The 16,180-nt window shown below is 68.3% G+C and carries 16 protein-coding genes; 11 read left to right on the forward strand and 5 right to left on the reverse strand.

Features of this window, described 5'->3' with window-relative positions:
• The first annotated feature begins 67 nt into the window (after positions 1-67).
• Both OXS27_RS21690 and OXS27_RS21695 read left to right on the forward strand, forming a co-directional pair.
• Positions 68-400, forward strand: a complete 333-nt coding sequence (locus OXS27_RS21690) for an Hpt domain-containing protein (RefSeq protein WP_267358667.1) — start codon at positions 68-70, stop codon at positions 398-400.
• 175 nt (positions 401-575) lie between these two features.
• A complete protein-coding gene (locus OXS27_RS21695; RefSeq protein ID WP_243916291.1) occupies positions 576-896 on the forward strand; it encodes a 2Fe-2S iron-sulfur cluster-binding protein in 321 nt (106 codons plus the stop codon).
• Positions 897-1,644: 748 nt separating this feature from the next.
• On the opposite strand, the gene OXS27_RS21700 is transcribed toward OXS27_RS21695, so the two are convergent.
• Positions 1,645-2,820 (reverse strand): VWA domain-containing protein, encoded by a 1,176-nt coding sequence (locus OXS27_RS21700; RefSeq protein ID WP_243916292.1) that lies wholly within the window; start codon positions 2,818-2,820, stop codon positions 1,645-1,647.
• A 335-nt stretch (positions 2,821-3,155) separates the two neighbouring features.
• Here OXS27_RS21700 and OXS27_RS21705 point away from each other — a divergent pair, with 335 nt between their 5' ends.
• A complete protein-coding gene (locus OXS27_RS21705; protein ID WP_243916293.1) occupies positions 3,156-3,563 on the forward strand; it encodes a hypothetical protein in 408 nt (135 codons plus the stop codon).
• A 32-nt stretch (positions 3,564-3,595) separates the two neighbouring features.
• Here the strand turns inward: OXS27_RS21705 and OXS27_RS21710 are convergent, their stop codons facing one another.
• Both OXS27_RS21710 and OXS27_RS21715 read right to left on the reverse strand, forming a co-directional pair.
• A complete protein-coding gene (locus OXS27_RS21710) occupies positions 3,596-4,513 on the reverse strand; it encodes a helix-turn-helix domain-containing protein (RefSeq protein WP_267358639.1) in 918 nt (305 codons plus the stop codon).
• A 743-nt stretch (positions 4,514-5,256) separates the two neighbouring features.
• A complete protein-coding gene (locus tag OXS27_RS21715) occupies positions 5,257-7,104 on the reverse strand; it encodes a cation:proton antiporter (RefSeq protein ID WP_267358640.1) in 1,848 nt (615 codons plus the stop codon).
• A 287-nt stretch (positions 7,105-7,391) separates the two neighbouring features.
• On the opposite strand from OXS27_RS21715, the gene OXS27_RS21720 reads away from it, so the two are divergent.
• The 4 genes from OXS27_RS21720 (at position 7,392) to OXS27_RS21735 (ending at position 11,104) form a co-directional block, all read left to right on the forward strand.
• Positions 7,392-8,651 carry an ATPase gene (locus OXS27_RS21720; RefSeq protein WP_267358641.1) on the forward strand — a complete coding sequence of 420 codons (1,260 nt, stop codon included), beginning with the start codon at positions 7,392-7,394 and terminating at the stop codon, positions 8,649-8,651.
• A complete protein-coding gene (locus OXS27_RS21725; RefSeq protein ID WP_243916297.1) occupies positions 8,648-9,292 on the forward strand; it encodes a hypothetical protein in 645 nt (214 codons plus the stop codon). Before OXS27_RS21720 ends, OXS27_RS21725 begins: the two co-directional genes overlap by 4 nt.
• A gap of 258 nt (positions 9,293-9,550) precedes the next feature.
• Positions 9,551-10,402 carry a MoxR family ATPase gene (locus OXS27_RS21730; protein WP_243916298.1) on the forward strand — a complete coding sequence of 284 codons (852 nt, stop codon included), beginning with the start codon at positions 9,551-9,553 and terminating at the stop codon, positions 10,400-10,402.
• 177 nt (positions 10,403-10,579) lie between these two features.
• The gene (locus OXS27_RS21735) at positions 10,580-11,104 is read left to right on the forward strand and encodes a histidine phosphatase family protein (protein WP_267358642.1); all 525 of its coding nucleotides are present in this window, start codon (positions 10,580-10,582) and stop codon (positions 11,102-11,104) included.
• Between the two features lie 139 nt (positions 11,105-11,243).
• On the opposite strand, the gene OXS27_RS21740 is transcribed toward OXS27_RS21735, so the two are convergent.
• Complete coding sequence (locus tag OXS27_RS21740) at positions 11,244-12,275, reverse strand: alpha/beta hydrolase (RefSeq protein WP_267358643.1); 1,032 nt, start codon at positions 12,273-12,275, stop codon at positions 11,244-11,246.
• 184 nt (positions 12,276-12,459) lie between these two features.
• On the opposite strand from OXS27_RS21740, the gene OXS27_RS21745 reads away from it, so the two are divergent.
• Together OXS27_RS21745 and OXS27_RS21750 are read left to right on the forward strand one after the other, a co-directional pair.
• Entirely contained in the window at positions 12,460-12,942 is a 483-nt protein-coding gene (locus tag OXS27_RS21745; protein ID WP_243916301.1) for an Hsp20 family protein, read from the forward strand.
• Positions 12,943-13,086: 144 nt separating this feature from the next.
• A complete protein-coding gene (locus tag OXS27_RS21750) occupies positions 13,087-14,088 on the forward strand; it encodes a GNAT family N-acyltransferase (protein WP_267358644.1) in 1,002 nt (333 codons plus the stop codon).
• A gap of 121 nt (positions 14,089-14,209) precedes the next feature.
• Here OXS27_RS21750 and OXS27_RS21755 read toward each other — a convergent pair whose 3' ends face one another.
• Positions 14,210-14,659, reverse strand: coding sequence for an RNA polymerase subunit sigma-70 (locus tag OXS27_RS21755; protein WP_243916303.1), 450 nt, complete (start codon positions 14,657-14,659; stop codon positions 14,210-14,212).
• A gap of 197 nt (positions 14,660-14,856) precedes the next feature.
• On the opposite strand from OXS27_RS21755, the gene OXS27_RS21760 reads away from it, so the two are divergent.
• Together OXS27_RS21760 and OXS27_RS21765 are read left to right on the forward strand one after the other, a co-directional pair.
• Complete coding sequence (locus OXS27_RS21760; protein ID WP_267358645.1) at positions 14,857-15,717, forward strand: Kdo hydroxylase family protein; 861 nt, start codon at positions 14,857-14,859, stop codon at positions 15,715-15,717.
• Positions 15,718-15,733: 16 nt separating this feature from the next.
• Positions 15,734-16,033, forward strand: coding sequence for an antibiotic biosynthesis monooxygenase family protein (locus tag OXS27_RS21765; protein WP_243916305.1), 300 nt, complete (start codon positions 15,734-15,736; stop codon positions 16,031-16,033).
• The last annotated feature ends 147 nt before the right edge of the window (positions 16,034-16,180 follow it).

Consider the following 16,180-nt stretch of genomic DNA (forward strand, 5'->3'; position numbering starts at 1 on the left):
TGAATTGTGTGGATCAGATCCGCAATCCCCAGAGAACACCGAATCCAACGGCTCCGGCGCACCGCCGATCGACCGTTCGGTCGGTCCTGCGATAGACCGGGCGGCCCTCGACGCCCAGACCGGAGGCGACGCCGATCTCGCCCGCGAGGTCCTGGCGCTGTTCGCCGACCAGTGCCGGTCGATCCTGCCCCGGCTGGCCGATCCGGACCTGTCGCGGCCTGAGCGCGCCGACCTCGCCCATACCCTGAAGGGCTCGGCCGCGGGCGTCGGAGCCACGCGGGTCCATGCACTGGCGGATGCCGCGGAGACGCGCCTGCGGGGGGAGGGACATGGGGGTGTCGACGACCTCGCGGAAGCGGTCGACACGGCGCTGCGCGCGATCGCGGACGGCCGCGCCTGAGGGCAAGGCCGCCATCCATAAGGTCGCGGGCCGTTCCGGAAACAGGGGTGCAGCGATGCGGCGATCGATCCGGGACGGGTGTCAATCGCCGCGCTTGCATTCCGTGGGTTCAACCGCCAATCAGTCACGCCGCCCGTTGGACTGATTTCGCCCGACGCGAGCCCGGAGCCCCAGCATGCCCAAGATCACCTACGTCGACCACGCCGGGACGGAAAGGACCGTCGAAGGCAGTGTCGGCGCGACCGTGATGGAGACGGCACTGCGCAACAACGTGCCGGGCATCGACGCGGAATGCGGCGGCGCCTGCGCCTGCGCCACCTGCCACGTCTACGTCTCGGCGGACTGGATCGAGGCGGTCGGCAAGGCCCAGGATATGGAGCAGGACATGCTCGATTTCGCCAGCGACGTGCGCGAGAATTCCCGCCTGTCCTGCCAGATCAAGATCACCCCGGCGCTCGACGGGCTCGTGGTGACGACCCCGACGCAGCAGGGGTAGGATCGCGTCCCGTGCTGAAGCGGAACGCCGCGATTCAAGATGAGCGCGCGTGACGACGGTTGGACTCCGGCAGAACCGGAAGCCGGCGCCTCCTGGGGAGATGACCCGGCAGCGCGAGCGGCCCTTCTGGCAATCGCGAGGGCGGACATCGAAAGCGGCCGTTTCATCGCGGACAGCGATGTGAATGCCTGGCCTGAGGCCTGGGAGAAGGGGGACGCTGTCGCGCTTCGCGAGGCCTCGGCCCGCTGACTCAAGCGCCAAGGCTCGATGCGCTCCTCCTCGTCCCCTCAGAGCTACAGGATACAGAGGTTTCAGGTTTGGGCAGGCTCGGCCGCCGGCTTGAAAAAGCGCGGGGCCCCTCTCCCGTGTGAACTGCGGTCTTCACCCACCTGCGCCGACGCTGTCTCCTCCCCCTTGTGGGGAGGGGAAACGCGCTTGTTTCTCAAATCCTTGGCGTCTGGTGGAGACGTGTAGATCCGCTTGCGCGCACCGGAGAGGGGGCACGCCGCGCTCTCCCACGACCTGAGTGTCCGACGCAGATATGTGAATTTCGCAGACCACAGACGGCTGAGAAGCACGGAGCCGGCTGCTCCTTCTTCACGCGCGAGATACGAAACCGGCCACCCCTGTGAAAGAGGACACTGCCGCTGTCCTGGCAGAACGCGTCCTGCCCATGCCAGACCCATGTCAGCGGGCGACCTCCAAGGCCCGGTCACCCGAGCCACCACGATCAGCCCATCCACGATCCCTACCGCACCAGCGCCCGTGCCGCCGCGTCGAGCCCCTCCAGGGTCAGCGGGAACATCCGGCCCGAGACCAGCCGCTGCACCATGCCGATCGACTGCGTGTAGCCCCAGTGCGTCTCCGGCACTGGGTTGAGCCAGGCCGCCTTCGGGAAATGGTCGAGAAGCCGCTGCATCCAGACGGCGCCGGCCTCCGCGTTCCAGTGCTCGACCGCGCCGCCGGGCGCGGCGATCTCGTAGGGGCTCATCGAGGCGTCGCCCACGAAGATCAGCCGGTAGTCGCTGCCATAGGTGCGGATCACGTCGAGCAGCGGCGTCTGCGCCTCGTGGCGCCGCCGGTTCTCGGTCCAGACCGCCTCGTAGGGGCAGTTGTGGAAGTAGTAATGCGCGAGATGCTTGAACTCCGAGCGCGCCGCCGAGAACAAAGCCTCGGCTTGTTCGATATGCCAGTCCATCGAGCCGCCGACATCGAGGAACAGCAACACCTTCACGGCGTTGCGCCGCTCCGGCCGCAACTTCACGTCGATGTAGCCCTGGCGGGCGCTCGCGCGGATCGTGCCGTCGAGGTCGAGTTCCTCGGCCGCCCCCGCCCGGGCGAAGCGGCGCAGGCGCCGCAGCGCGAGGCGCATGGTGCGCGCGCCGATTTCGCGATCGTCGTCGAGATCCTTGAACGTGCGCTTGTCCCAGACCTTCACGGCGCGGAAGTTGCGGTTTCCGTCCTGGCCGATGCGGATCCCTTCGGGATTGTAGCCGTAGGCGCCGAACGGCGAGGTCCCGCCGGTCCCGATCCACTTGGAGCCGCCCTGATGGCGCCCCTTCTGCTCGGCCAGCCGCTGCTTGAGGGTCTCGAACAGCTTGTCCCAGCCGAGCGCCTTCAACTCCGCCTTCTCGGCCTCGGTCAGGTATTTTTCCGCGAGCTTGCGCAGCCACTCTTCGGGAATGGGCGTCGGCTCGACCGCCTCGCCGAGGGTCTCCAGCCCCCTGAACACCGTACCGAACACCCGGTCGAACCGGTCGAGATGCGCCTCGTCCTTCACCAAGGCCGTGCGCGACAGGAAGTAGAAGGCCTCGACCTCGTGCCCGGCCAGCCCCTGGTCGAGGCCGCCCAGCAGCGTGAGGTACTCCCTCAGGGAGACGGGGACCTTGGCGTCTCGCAGGGCCGTGAAGAACTGCAGCAGCATCCGAGACAAACGCGCCAGTTGGCGATGCGGGTCAAGTCCAGGCGAATCGAAACCACCGGCCCCAAGCTGCTCTGGACTTTCCGTCAGCGACCGCGAGTCTTCGCGAATGGTCGACAAGATTCAGCGCCGAAGCCCGAGTCGATTTCGGCACCCCCGCGAGTCTCTCCGGGCTCTCGACTCGCAAAATCTGGGTATAAGTCGTCGAATCTGTTGATATGTGCCGCAGCACCCCTCGGGCAGTCACGCAATCCGTCATGGGAATCGCTCAACTCGATGGATCGAGTGGGTGCGGACGCGGCGACGCGGTCCGCACAGGACAAGCGAGGAGGCCTGCAATGGCGGTCATCCTGCGGAATCTGACGGAATTCAAGCGGTTTCTCGGGAAGCCGGGGGCGACGATTCAGTTGGTGCGCAACACCTTCATGGACCGTCAGCCCGCGGCGACCCGGGAGGCCTATCGCGACAAGGGCATGTACGTCCCGCGGACGGTGCAGGCCCTGTCGCGCAAGGCCGCCGTGTTCACCCTGCGGGGCCATCCCGGCACGGTCTGGCTTTACTGGGATAAGGGCGCGCGCGGCTGGCGCTTCTCCGGCGACACCGTGACGGTGCCGCTCGTCACCGGCCTGGGGCCCGCCGATGAGCTGGTCTACCGATGCAGCTTCGCCGAGGGGTTCGAGCCGGCGACGCGCAACCGCGTGGTGCGGCGCCCCAAGGTCACAGAGGCGCAGCCCGCCTTCGTCTGACGAAAACCCGCGGCCTCTGTGCGCCGATCCGTTCACCGTGAGGCGGACAGCCAAGGCCGCGTCGTTTGCGCGGCCCGCGTGAAGCTGGACGCGGCCTTGTACTCCGTCGGCGTGTGCCCGAACCGCTCTTTGAAGCGGCGGGAGAAATGCGCCTGGCTGGCGAACCCGCATTGATACGCAATGAGCCCGACCGGCACGGAGATGTGGGCCAGATCGGCGAGCTTCGTGCGCGCCAATTGCAGACGCCGCTCCCACATCCAGTCCATCAGCGCGATGTTCTCCGCGCTCGCCACCTCCTGAAGCCGGCGGACCGAGATGTTGAGCGCAGCCGCGACGTCGTTGATCGACAGGCCCTCGACGCCGATGTGCTCGGTGATGAAGGCCTGCGCCCGGCTTACGATCGCGGCGGCGCTCAGAGACCGGGGTGGATCGGTTTGCAGCTTCTCGGAGAAGCCCGCCGCGATGAGCTCGACGGCGACCGCGGCCATCCGCGCCTGCCGATCCGGATCGAGCGTCGCGCCGTGCTTGATCAGCGACGCGAGGTATGAGGCGATGATGGGAAAGCTCGTCTGCGTCGCGTCGATCGACAGGCCCGTCAGGGACCGGGCCGGCCCGACCGCCTGCTCCAGCACAGCCCGCGGGATGAAGACGTTGATGATGTCCAGGCCCTCCGGATGGGCACCCAGAAAGGGCTGGGTGTTGTCCATGAGCGAGATCCCGCCGGGGCTGGACCTGCAGTATCGGCCGTGCTCCAGATTAAAGACCCGCTCGGAGGCGAGGATGACGAGATAGGTATCGTTATCCGAGGATCGGATGTGCGACTTCGCCCGGCTCATGGCGTGCGGCGTGCCGACGTAATGACCGATCGCGAGATTATCGACGGTCAGCGCGTTCAGTGCGGCGTGAAACCCCTTCCGCTCCACGTCCACGAACTCGAAACCGCCGAACATGGATCGGCGGTTTCGATCCAGTAATCGAAGCGCGCGCCGGGCGGCACTTCGTCGGTGCTCATCTTCAGCGTCGCGTAAGCGGAGATATCGCGCTTTCCGCCGATCCGGGGGAACCGGCCATCCCCTTCATACATGGCGGCCCCGCCCGATGCGGCCCGGCCCGATCGGATCGAGCCAGCAGCGCGACGGCTGGTCTTTCGTCGCGGTCGGTCGCATTCGATGCGCAGCCATCACCGTCAGGATACATGTTCCGGCCCTCATGAGGCTCGCCGACCGATACTGACCGGCCCTCCGGAGACACGTTACAGTGATAAAAAATATTTAACAACTCGCATCCGCAATCAAGACTCCGGTGAGACCCCATCGTCCCGCGAATACATCATTATCAGTTCGACATTTCAACGTTATTCTAATATTTCGCCTAATAAATACATCCAAAAACAAATAAAACCAACGTATATTAAAAAAATCATTGTTTTCATACGTCCAAACCGATACGATATCGTGCTGCCTGCGGGTCGACACGGTCGCAGGGGTACGTCTCCCCAGTTGCCCATCCGCGCCACAGGCGACTACGCTATGTCTGGGTCAGAACGCACCGGATCGGCGCAAGGGCGCAGTTGAAGCCGTCCGTCGATCGACCAAATCCAGCGCGCGGTCATTCCTCTGGGTCCGGCAGCCGGCTGGGCCTGGGCTGAGAGCATCAGCCCAGACGGTGGCTTCCGACTTTCGAAAAAGCCGGCTCACGCCTCCTGGCCGGCCGCCGCCTGGGGCTCCGGCTCCCGCTTGACCGGCGGCTTGCCCAGGGTCTTGCCCACGGTGCGGCGGGCCCGGAAGATCGGCTTGGCCTCGTTCTCGCGCTTCTTGAGCAGGGCGCGGTATTCGTCCCGCCGCTCGTGGATCGACGCGATGACGAGCCCCATCGGCACGCCGACATCGACCAGCACCGCCTCCGACAGTTGCAGCGAGGCCTCGATCGTCTCCGGCACCGCGTCGTCGACCCCGAGTTCGTAGAGCGCCGTGGCGTGGCGGGCGTCGCGGGCCCGGGCCACGATGGTCAGGTCCGGCCGCTCGGCGCGGGCCGCCGTCACCGCCGCCTCGACCGCCCGGGGGCTGTCGAGCGTCACCACCAGGGCGCGCGCCGAGGCGATATCGCAGTGGCGCAGGATCTCGGTGTTGCCGGAATCGCCGAAATAGACCGGCTTCCCGGTGCGGCGCTGCTCGGCGACCCGGGCGGGGTCCGAATCGAGGGCGAGATACGGGATCTTGTGCTTCTCCAGCATCTCGCCGACCTGCCGGCCGACGCGGCCGAAGCCCGCGACGATCACCCGGTTCTCCACCTTCTCGGGAAGCGGTGTCTGCGCCCCCGCGGCGGCCTGGGCCTGGGCGGTCGCCCGTTGCTTGAGCCGCCGGCCGACCGCCGCGAGCGCCGGGATCATGATCATCGTGACGGTGGTCACCACCAGGGCGGCGGCCCCGACCTCCTCGGGCACCAGCCCGGTCGCCATGGCGCCGCCGATCAGCACGTAGGCGAATTCCCCGCCCGGCCCGAGCAGCAGGGCCGTCTCGATCGCCACCGGCCGGGGGATCTTCATCACCGGCGCCGCCATCACCACCACGGCCCCCTTGATGGCGACCAGCGCCAGGGCGAGACCCAGGATCGCGCCCGGGGTCGCCATGAGCTGAGCCGGATCGAGGTTCATCCCCACCGAGACGAAGAACACGCCGAGCAGCAGGCCCTTGAACGGGTCGATGGTCGCCTCGATCGCCCGGCGGTACTCGGTCTCGGCGAGCAGCAGGCCCGCCACGAAGGCGCCGAGCGTCATCGACAGGCCGCTCGCCGCCGCGGTCAGCGCCGTGCCGACGATGACGAGGAGGCAGGCCGCCATGAACAGCTCGGTCGAGCGCGTGCGCGCCACGAGCTGGAACAGCGGGCGCAGGGCGAGGCGGCCCGCGATCACGATCAGCACCAGCGCCACCGCCGCCTGGCCCAGCGCCATGGCCAGCGCCCAGCCCTTGTCGCCCCCATCGTCGCGGCCGAGCACCGCGATGGCGAACAGGGCCGGCGCCACCGCCAGATCCTGGAACAACAGCACCGCGAAGCTCGTGCGCCCCGTGGGCGCGTTGAGCCGCTTCTGCTCGGCCAGGACCGGCAGCACCACCGCGGTGGAGGAGAGCGCGAGCCCGATCCCCACGATCGCGGCGCCGACCAGCGGCACGTTGAGCCCGTAGAGGATCATCGCCAGGATCAGCGTGGAGCAGCCGACCTGCAGCGAGCCGAGGCCGAAGACCAGCCGCCGCAGGGTCCGCAGACGCTCCCAGGACAGCTCGATCCCGATCATGAACATCAGGAAGATCACGCCGAACTCGGCGAGATGGGAGATCTCGGCCCGGTTGCCGATGGTGAAGAGGTGGACGAACGGATAGGCCTCCGCCAGACGGCCGAGGCCGTAGGGTCCGAGCAGGGCGCCGGCGCCGATGAAGCCGAGCACCGGCGAGATCCGCAGGCGGTGGAACAGCGGCACCACGATCCCCGCGGTGACGAGGAACAGGATCGCTTCCTTGTAGGAACCCGGATGGACCTCTGGCATCGGCGTGGGATCGAACCTCGTCTCTGGCGGCGGCGGGGGTGCCGATCACGGCTTCGCGATCATGGGTCCCAGGCCGACGGGGAGCAAACGAATTCCTGCCAGGTTCAGGTGTGCTGCGACACAAGCCGGATACATGAATCGGGTGAGACATTTCCGCCACCCGGGCGGCGGGCCCGGTATCGTACAGTGCAGGCGTGCGCGGCGGCCTAAAATCGGCACAATGCGCGCATACACGCAGGAGTTAAACCGGGGTTAAACTCGGCTGGCTGTGCCCGGGACCGGACCCGATGGAAGTGTTGAGGCCGATGATCTCCATCAAATCGATCTTTGCCGGTCCCAAAGCGCCCCCCAACCGCGACCGCAAGCGCGAGGAGCGCGAGTGGAGGCTCGAATCGGACCGCTGGCGCCATCAGCGTCACGTCGATCGGGGCTACCGCGTCAAATGGGGCTACGTGGCGATCGCCTACCTCGTCGAGTTCATGGTGATCGGCGCCTCGCTCTGGGGCGCGTGGCTGTTCGCGGGCGTCTACAGCGACGGCGACTGGCACGCCTTCTATTTCATGCTGCTGGCCCCCCTGGTCTACGCCGCGGTGGAGCTGTGCCGGGTGCCGCTGGGCATCCTGGCCCGCACGCAGCGCTCGCATTTCGTGCGCGGGCTGGCGGTGCTCGGCATCATCTTCGCCGCCGGCGTGACCACCAAGTCGGTGTCGCAGCTCGGCGAGATGATGTTCCATCCCCGGCTGATGGAGGCCGCCAAGGCCAAGACGGCCCTCAAGGACGCCCAGGCCGACCGCGCCACGATCGGCGACCGGATCAAGGCGGCGGACGAGCGCGTCGCCCAGTACACGGCCGAACTCGACCAGATCGAGAAGCGCGCCGCCGACAACGCCCAGCAGCTCGCCGGCCTGCCGGCCCAGCGCTGCGAGCGGGTCTTCGGCACCAACAGCAAGGGCCGGTCGTACCAGAACCTGAAATGCCTCGCCGACCCGCGGGTGGCGGCCCTGTCGGCGCAAGTCAGCAAGGCTTCGACCGACCGCGCTGCCCTGGTCAAGAACCTCGAGGAGGCCCGCAAGGCCCGCGCGGCGCTCGATCCCGGCGCCGCCGACCGGCGCGTTGCCGATGCCGAGCAGGGCTACCGCAACGCGGTCAACCGCTCGCAGCTCCACTCCTTCACCGCCATGGTGTACGGCGTCGATCCGATCGACGTGACCGAGAGTCAGGTCCACGCCTTCCTGCGGATCTTCGTGTTCGTGCCGGCCATCTGCGCCGCCTTCGCGTCGACGATCCTGGCGCTCTGCGCGGTCTCGACCCGCCGGACCTTCATGGATGAGGACGACCTCGGCGCCGCCGTGAACCCGGAGGCCGCCCCCTACATGCTGGACGCGATCGCCGACGCGCTGCGCTCGAACCCTGAGCCGATCCTGCCCCGGGCGGCCAACGCCTCCGGGGCGGTCATCCCGATGAACCGGCCGGTTCCGGGCCAGCAGGCCCTGCCCGGGCAGAACGCTCCGGGCCAGACCCTGCCAGCCGCGGGAGCGGGCGCATGAACTACGTCGCCGGCGGAACCCCCGAGAACGTCGCCCTCGCTCAGCAGGTGAATTCCCGCCTGCGGGCGGATTCGAGCTACGTCGCGGCCCGGGCCTTCCTGTTCCGGGCCTTGGGCTTCGGCGCCTTCCTGTGCCTCGCCGGAATTGGCGTCGGCGCGGCAGCCTATGGCTGGGCCACGCTCAACCAGTTCGATACGGCGGCGGAGAAGATCGCCTCCGCCATGCAGGCCGCGCTCTCGGACGTGACGCTCAAGACCAAGGGCGAGGTCACGCTCACCGACAACACGCTCAAACTCGAAGGTCTGCCCAAGGCCGCCACCGGGTCACCGACCCCCACACGGGCGCAGCTCGGCAGTGACGCCACCCCGGCCTCGAAGGCTGCGGTGAACACCACCTTCACGGTGTTCAAGCAGGTGCCCTATCTCGACGGGCAGATCGTGACCGGCTGGAACTTCAAGGACAACGCCGATCAGCCCTACCAGCAATATTGCTACTTCTCCCGCCGCACGGCCGAGGCGAAGGGTCAGGTCGAGATCAAGATCGACCTCGCCATGGACGGCAAGACCCTGCCGCAGCCGCAGAAGTCGGACGTGAACCTGGAGATCCTGGCCCGGAACTGCGTCTGGCACGAGAAGGGCTGAGGAAGGCCCAAGGAAAAGCTCGAGGATCCGATCCTCAGCCTCATCCTGAGGTGCCGTAGCGTAGCGAAGGCCTCGAAGGAGCCCTCCAGGAATCGCGCGGCTGGCTGGAGCCCTCCTTCGAGGCCCGCTGACGCGGTCACCTCAGGATGAGAGGGTGGGTGGGACAGGCGCTGTCAGCGAAGCCGCGCCGTCAACCGCTTGCGGCCCGCCCGCACCCCGCGTTACCCGTTCTCCCAGGCCCCTCTCTCCGAGACCGCGATGCGCTTTTCCGGCACCGAGTCCTACGTCGCGACCCCCGACCTCACGGCAGCGGTCAACGCCGCCGTGGTGCTCGAACGGCCGCTCCTCGTGAAGGGCGAGCCCGGCACCGGCAAGACCGTGCTGGCCGAGGAGATTGCCAAGGGGCTGAACGCGCCGCTGATCGTCTGGAACATCAAGTCCACCACCAAGGCGCAGCAGGGGCTCTACGAGTACGACGCGGTCTCGCGGCTGCGGGATTCCCAGCTCGGCGACCCGAAGGTCTCGGACATCGCCAACTACATCCGGCGCGGCAAGCTCTGGGAGGCGTTCACGGCGCCCGAGCGCCCGGTCCTGCTGATCGACGAGATCGACAAGGCTGATATCGAGTTCCCCAATGACCTGCTCACCGAACTCGATCGGATGGAATTCCACGTCTACGAGACCGGCGAGACCGTCAAAGCCGTGCGGCGGCCGATCGTGATCATCACGTCGAACAACGAGAAGGAATTGCCGGACGCGTTCCTGCGCCGCTGCTTCTTCCACTACATCACGTTCCCCGATGCCGAGACGCTGCAGCGAATCGTGGACGTGCACTATCCGGGCATCAAGCACCGCCTCGTCGAGGAGGCCCTGCGGACCTTCCTGGCGATGCGCGAGGTGCCGGGCCTCAAGAAGAAGCCCTCGACCTCCGAGTTGCTCGACTGGCTGAAGCTCCTCGTGTCCGAGGACATCGCCCCAGAGACCCTGCGCGAGCAGGACGGCCGCAAGCTGATCCCGCCCCTGCACGGGGCGCTCCTGAAGAACGAGCAGGATGTCAGCCTGTTCGAGAAGCTCGCCTTCATGATGCGGCGCGAGCAGCGGGGCGGCTGACGCGCACCGCGCTTTCGGCTAGAGCCGTGCCCCATCGCGTTGCAATCGTGCGCGGCGCCAAGCTTTTGTTGTGACGCGCTCTCTTACGCCGAACCGGTGTCCACTTCGGCGGAGAGCGCTCTAACCGGCATCACGAGACCGCGAGGCCGGTCCGAAATTCTTGCAGGGGCTGACGTCATGCGCAGGCTGATCCTGTTGCGGCACGCCAAGTCGGACCGCCCGGCGGGCGTCGCCGATCACGGCCGACCGCTCAACGACCGGGGCCGGCGGGCCGCGCCGGCCGTGGGGACTCGTCTCGCCGAGGAGGGCGTGCGGCCGGACCTTGCCCTGGTCTCGACGGCCCAGCGCACCCGGGAGACCTGGGAGGCGATGGCGGCCATGCTCGGCGACCCCGAGATCCGTTGGCAGCGCGAGATCTACGAGGCCTCGGCGCACCAAATTCTGACGGTGATCCAGTCGGCGCCCGACAGCGCCGCCACGGTGATCGTCGTCGGCCACAATCCGGGGTTGGGCGATCTGGCTTCGGACTTCGCAGGGGAGGGGCCGCGCGCCGTGCGCAACCGCCTGGCGCTGGAATTCCCCACCGCCGCCTACGTGGTGATCGATTTCGACACGGACAGCTGGGCCGAGATCGGCCCGGGGCAGGGACGTCTGGACCGGTTCGTCCGCCCCCGCGACATCGACCCGGATCTCGGCGGCTGAAGCGTCACGGGATCCCAAAGGGCTAAAGCCCTTTGACGGGGTGTCGGGGCGGGGCCCCGATATCGGGCTTCGCCCGAGCCCATCAGGGCTCTGCCCTGAACCCGCAAAAGGGCTCGCCCTTTTGAAACCCTGACGTCCGTCACGCCACCGGCACCGCGGTGGCGTGCGTGGCGACCTCCGCGTGGGAGGGCAGGGGCGAGCCCGGCACGAACGCCTCGAAGGCCGCCCAGAAATCCTGCCGGATCGCATCGCGCTCGGACAGGATCTCGTGCCGGGAATCCGGCAGGACCAGGATGTGGCCGGCCTTGAGCCGCGCGGCGAAGCGTTCGGTGTCGGGGGTTCCGCAGACCGGATCGGCGCCTGCGGCGACGATCAGGGTCGGCAGGGTGATGCGCGGCGCGGCGCGCGGATCGCGCAGGCGCGCCATCGCCCGGAACGACTCGGCGAGCCACGCGATCGTCGGATCGCCGACCGCGCCGGCGCCGACCTGCCGGGCCGCCGCGGCGTTGCGGGCGTAACGGACGGGATCCCGCGTCAGGCGGTTGCCGGGATAGGGATTGGTGGCGATCGAGACCGGCTTGCCGAACGGGATATAGCGGCCCCCGAGCCCGAGCCGGTGCAGACCCTGGGACAGCAGGGATGCCCCGGCCGGCCAGCGGATCATCCGGATCGACAGCATCGGCGCCACCGTCACGAGGCGCCGGAACGGCAGCCAGCCGTCGAGCGCCACGAGCAGAGCCACGCATCCGCCCATCGAGTGGGCGAGCCCGACATGGGGCTCCGGCATGAGCGGCATCAGCACGGCTTCGGCGACGGCCCGCAGGTCGAGCCGGTAATCGTCGAACCGGGCGACGTGGCCCTTGTGGGGGTCGTCCACCCGCCGGTCCGACTCGCCCTGTCCGCGCCAGTCGAAGGCGACCACCGCGAAGCCGCGGGCGCGCAGATCGCGGATCGTCTCGTAGTACTTCTCGATGAACTCGGCCCGCCCCTGGAGCAGGCAGACCGTGCCCCGGCAGGTGCGCGTTCCGGATTGCCAATAGGCCGCCCGCAAAGTGCAATCGTCGCGCGTGCCCACGGCGATCAGGGTGCCGCCAGGCGGGACCGGATTGTCGGGCGTGTCGCGCAGGGTGAGCAGCGGCTCACCCCCGGCCTTTCGCTCGAACCGCTTCATCGCCCCTCCTCATGCACCGCGGGAGCGTAGCGAAAAAATCTCACTTTTCCCTACGCGCCGGGGTCTTGAACCCCGATTTTCCCCCTCCGATATCTCGTCTGTGCCGGCCATCCGGCGGCACGAAAGACGGGTCCGGCCCCTCGGGGCGGACCGGAATTGCATGTTGCTCACACGAGGATATGTCATGCGTCAGTTCGATCTCGCGCCCCTCTACCGTTCGACCGTCGGCTTCGACCGGCTGTTTTCCGCGCTCGACCAGTTCGCCAGCGCCGAGGCTGCGCCCACCTACCCGCCCTACAATATCGAGCGGACCGGCGAGAACGCCTACCGCATCACCGTCGCGGTCGCCGGCTTCACCGAGGCCGACCTGTCGATCGAGGTGCGGGAGAACGCGCTCACGCTGAAGGGCGAGCGCAAGTCCGAGACCAAGTCGGAATTCCTGCACCAGGGCATCGCGGCCCGCACCTTCGAGCGCCGCTTCCAGCTCGCCGACCACGTCCAGGTGACGGGTGCGGCCCTGGAGAACGGCCTCCTCCACATCGACCTCGTCCGCGAGGTTCCGGAGGCGAAGAAGCCGCGCCGCATCCAGATCGCCACGGCCGGCCGCGCCAGCGCTCCGGTAATCGAGGGTGACGTCCGCACCGACGCGGTCCAGCAGGCCGCCTGACCGCGCCCGAACGCGCGGCTTTGTAAGAGCGCCCCGGTCCCCGGCCGGGGCGCTTTCGTATGGCGGCTGTCATAATGGCGTATCCACGCCGTGCTCTGCTTCCAGAGGAGCGGCGCACGACGCGCACCCGGAGCAAACCGGATCATGGTCGCCAATCTCGCCCGCGGAGCCTACAGCGCACTCGGTGCCGGGTGGCACAAGGGCGTGCAATGGGGCGTCGGCGCGCCGATCGCGAAGCTGAGGCGGCGTCACGCGCATCTCCGGGTCCCTGCGGGCGGTCCGACCGGCATCGCCGACGTACTTTCGGCCGAGCAGGCGATCCGCCTGCCCGAGCCGTTCGAGGGGCGCAGCCTCGGCCGCATCGGCAACCTCGAAGTGCGTCTGGCGACGAAGAGATCCGAGATCCGCCGGGCGCAGCGCCTGCGCTTCAAGGTGTTCTACGAGGAGATGTCGGCGGTGCCCTCCGGGCTCGCGGCCCTGTCGCGCCGGGATGCCGACGGCTACGACGCGCTCTGCGACCACCTCCTCGTCCTCGACCACACCCCGCCGAAGCGGAAGAAGCCCTTCGCCAAGCCCCGGCCGAAGGTGGTCGGCACCTACCGGCTGCTGCGCAGCGAGGTGGCCGAGCGCCATGCCGGCTTCTATTCCGAGAGCGAGTACGACCTCGCGCCGCTGCTCGCCGCCCAGGGGCACCGGCGGATCCTGGAATTGGGTCGCTCCTGCGTGCTCAAGCCCTATCGGGGCAAGCGCACCGTCGAATTGCTGTGGCAGGGGATCTACGCCTACGTCCTGCACCACCGGATCGATGCGCTCATCGGCTGCGCCAGCCTGGAGGGCACCGATCCGGACCGGCTGGCCCTGCCGCTCGCCTTCCTGCACCATCATGCCCGCGCGCCCGAGGGCTGGCGGGTCCGCCCGCTGCCGGAGCGCGCGGTGGCGATGGATCGGCTGCCGAAGGAGGCGGTGGATCCGAAGGCCGCCCTGCAGAGCCTCCCGCCCCTGATCAAGGGCTACCTGCGCCTCGGCGCGACCTTCGGCGACGGCGCGGTGATCGACCGCCAGTTCGGCACGACGGACGTGTTCGTGACGCTGCCGGTGGAGACGATCGGCGCGCGCTACCGGGGGCATTTCGCGCCGGCGGGGTGAGGGGCCTAGGTCCGCACGACCTCCATCCCGTCAGCGCCCTTATCCTGAGGTGCCGGAGCACAGCAGAGACCTCGAAGGAGGGGGGCTGTTGAAAGGTACCAAGCACCCCTCGGTCCGCTCCCTACAAATCCCCCAGCGCCAATTGCCCCTGGTTGCGGGCCTTCGGGGGGGCAGCCTTGCGCTCCTTGGGCCGGCTGGCGGTGGCCCGCGCGACCGGCGGCTTCCTCGGCTTCGGGTCCCCGCGCATCCGGGCGACCGCCTTGTCGCGGGCCACGGCCTCGGGGGCGCTCGGATCGTCGGACAGCCACTTGCCGCGCTTGATCACCTCGTTCACCCGGCCCTGATTCACCCCGACCTTGAAGGCGATCTCCTGCTGGGTCATGCCGGTGCTGGCATGCAGGTCCAGGATCGCCCGGGCGAGTTCCGGGGTCATCTTCTGGCCCGTGAGCCGCCGGGCGGGCTTGACCGTGCGGGTCGCGCGGTCGCGCTCGCGCAGGCGCTCCAGCAGCGCCAGCGCCATGTTCATGCCATGCTCGCGCAGGGCTTCCTCGAATTCCTTCAGGGTCGCCATCGGCGCCATCCTCCGCCGGGCACTTGGGCCGGTCATGCTCAGGAGAACGTGGCGGGAACGGCCGGGTTGCGCAAGCCGCGCCGGGCCGGCCTCTCGGATGCCGTGCGGTCATCCACCGGAAATGCAGGCTCTGGCCTCGCCGCGGGCGCTCGGTTACAGGGGTCCGGCATCCGAGACGGCAGGGTCAGCCCGGCACGATGATCAGTCCGATCCGCACAGTCGCCCCCGGCGAATCCCCCGGCTCCCTGGCGCGGGAGCTCGAGGCCGGGGCGGTCCTGCTGTTTCCCGACCTGCCGTTCCCGTTCACGGAGTTCGAGCGCCGCTTCACCGAGCGCCCCTTCGCGGACGGCAAGGCCAAGAACGTCAACATCCGCGGCGAGGCGGCGCATCTGCGCGGGGCGGCCGGCACCCCGGAGGAGCAGGAGGCCCTGCGCCAGCTCCTGATCCGCTACCGCGCCTTCGCCCGGGACCTGATCGGCACCTACCTGCCCGACTATGCCGACCGGGTAAGTCTCGCCGGCACCTCGTATCGCCCCTTCGACGTGGACCGGCGCAAGCTGAGCTGGCGGCGCGACGACACGCGGCTGCACGTCGATGCCTTCCCGTCGAACCCGATCGGCGAGAAGCGGATCTTGCGGGTGTTCCGCAACATCAACCCGGCGGGCGAGCCGCGCCGGTGGCGGGTCGGCGAGGATTTCGGGTCGATGGCGGAGAAATTCCTGCCCCGGCTCCCCGGTTATTCGGCACTTTCGGCGCGTCTCCTCGCGACGCTGCGCGTCACCAAGGCCAAGCGCTCCGAATACGATCACCTGATGCTGCACCTGCACGACGCGCTCAAGCAGGACGAAGCCTATCAGGCCTCGGCCCCCCAGGCCGATGTCGCGTTCCACCCCGGCGAAACCTGGGTGACCTTCTCGGACCTCGTGATGCACGGGGCCATGGGCGGCCGCTACATGCTGGAGCAGACCGCCTATCTGCCTGTCACCGCCCAGGCCGACCCCAGTTTAAGCCCACAGCGCATCCTGGCGGCCAAGCTCGGTCGCCCCCTTCGAACCTGAGAGAGGGACGTCACCCATGATCCTCGAAATCGCGCAGATCGAGATCAAGCCCGGGATGGAAGCCGATTTCGAGGCCGGCATCACGAAGGCTTCGGCGATCTTCAAGGAGGCCAAGGGCTGCCGGCATTTCGAGGTGCGGCGCTCGATCGAGCACCCGCAGCGCTACCGGTTGCTGATCCACTGGGACACGCTGGAAGCCCACACCAAGGACTTCACCGGCTCGCAGCCCTGGCAGGATTACCGCGCCCTGGTCTCGCACTGCTTCGCCGGGCCCGTCTCCGTCGAGCACACCGAGCAGGTGCTGAAGGCGTTCTGACCGGAGCAGCCGCCAACCGGCGACGGTCAAAGCGTTGCGGCGGGGGCCGCCGGTGCGAAGCAGGGTTCGCAAAAGTGGCTGCCGGTTTTGCGACGAAAACCTGCGATCGACGAAAACCCTAAGCGCATGTTGCGTTGGCGCGCCAAC

Origin of the sequence: Methylobacterium sp. GC_Met_3 (genome assembly GCF_026540775.1) — a bacterium.
Classification (GTDB): domain Bacteria; phylum Pseudomonadota; class Alphaproteobacteria; order Rhizobiales; family Beijerinckiaceae; genus Methylobacterium.

Coding starts and splice junctions, on each gene's coding strand:
- OXS27_RS21705 (WP_243916293.1), top strand. CDS start 3,156: ATGGCGGTCATCCTGCGGAATCTGACGGAATTCAAGCGGTTTCTCGGG.
- OXS27_RS21720 (WP_267358641.1), top strand. CDS start 7,392: ATGGAAGTGTTGAGGCCGATGATCTCCATCAAATCGATCTTTGCCGGT.
- OXS27_RS21715 (WP_267358640.1), bottom strand. CDS start 7,104: ATGCCAGAGGTCCATCCGGGTTCCTACAAGGAAGCGATCCTGTTCCTC.
- OXS27_RS21760 (WP_267358645.1), top strand. CDS start 14,857: ATGATCAGTCCGATCCGCACAGTCGCCCCCGGCGAATCCCCCGGCTCC.
- OXS27_RS21735 (WP_267358642.1), top strand. CDS start 10,580: ATGCGCAGGCTGATCCTGTTGCGGCACGCCAAGTCGGACCGCCCGGCG.
- OXS27_RS21750 (WP_267358644.1), top strand. CDS start 13,087: ATGGTCGCCAATCTCGCCCGCGGAGCCTACAGCGCACTCGGTGCCGGG.
- OXS27_RS21755 (WP_243916303.1), bottom strand. CDS start 14,659: ATGGCGACCCTGAAGGAATTCGAGGAAGCCCTGCGCGAGCATGGCATG.
- OXS27_RS21765 (WP_243916305.1), top strand. CDS start 15,734: ATGATCCTCGAAATCGCGCAGATCGAGATCAAGCCCGGGATGGAAGCC.
- OXS27_RS21730 (WP_243916298.1), top strand. CDS start 9,551: ATGCGCTTTTCCGGCACCGAGTCCTACGTCGCGACCCCCGACCTCACG.
- OXS27_RS21695 (WP_243916291.1), top strand. CDS start 576: ATGCCCAAGATCACCTACGTCGACCACGCCGGGACGGAAAGGACCGTC.
- OXS27_RS21745 (WP_243916301.1), top strand. CDS start 12,460: ATGCGTCAGTTCGATCTCGCGCCCCTCTACCGTTCGACCGTCGGCTTC.
- OXS27_RS21740 (WP_267358643.1), bottom strand. CDS start 12,275: ATGAAGCGGTTCGAGCGAAAGGCCGGGGGTGAGCCGCTGCTCACCCTG.
- OXS27_RS21725 (WP_243916297.1), top strand. CDS start 8,648: ATGAACTACGTCGCCGGCGGAACCCCCGAGAACGTCGCCCTCGCTCAG.
- OXS27_RS21710 (WP_267358639.1), bottom strand. CDS start 4,513: ATGTTCGGCGGTTTCGAGTTCGTGGACGTGGAGCGGAAGGGGTTTCAC.
- OXS27_RS21700 (WP_243916292.1), bottom strand. CDS start 2,820: ATGCTGCTGCAGTTCTTCACGGCCCTGCGAGACGCCAAGGTCCCCGTC.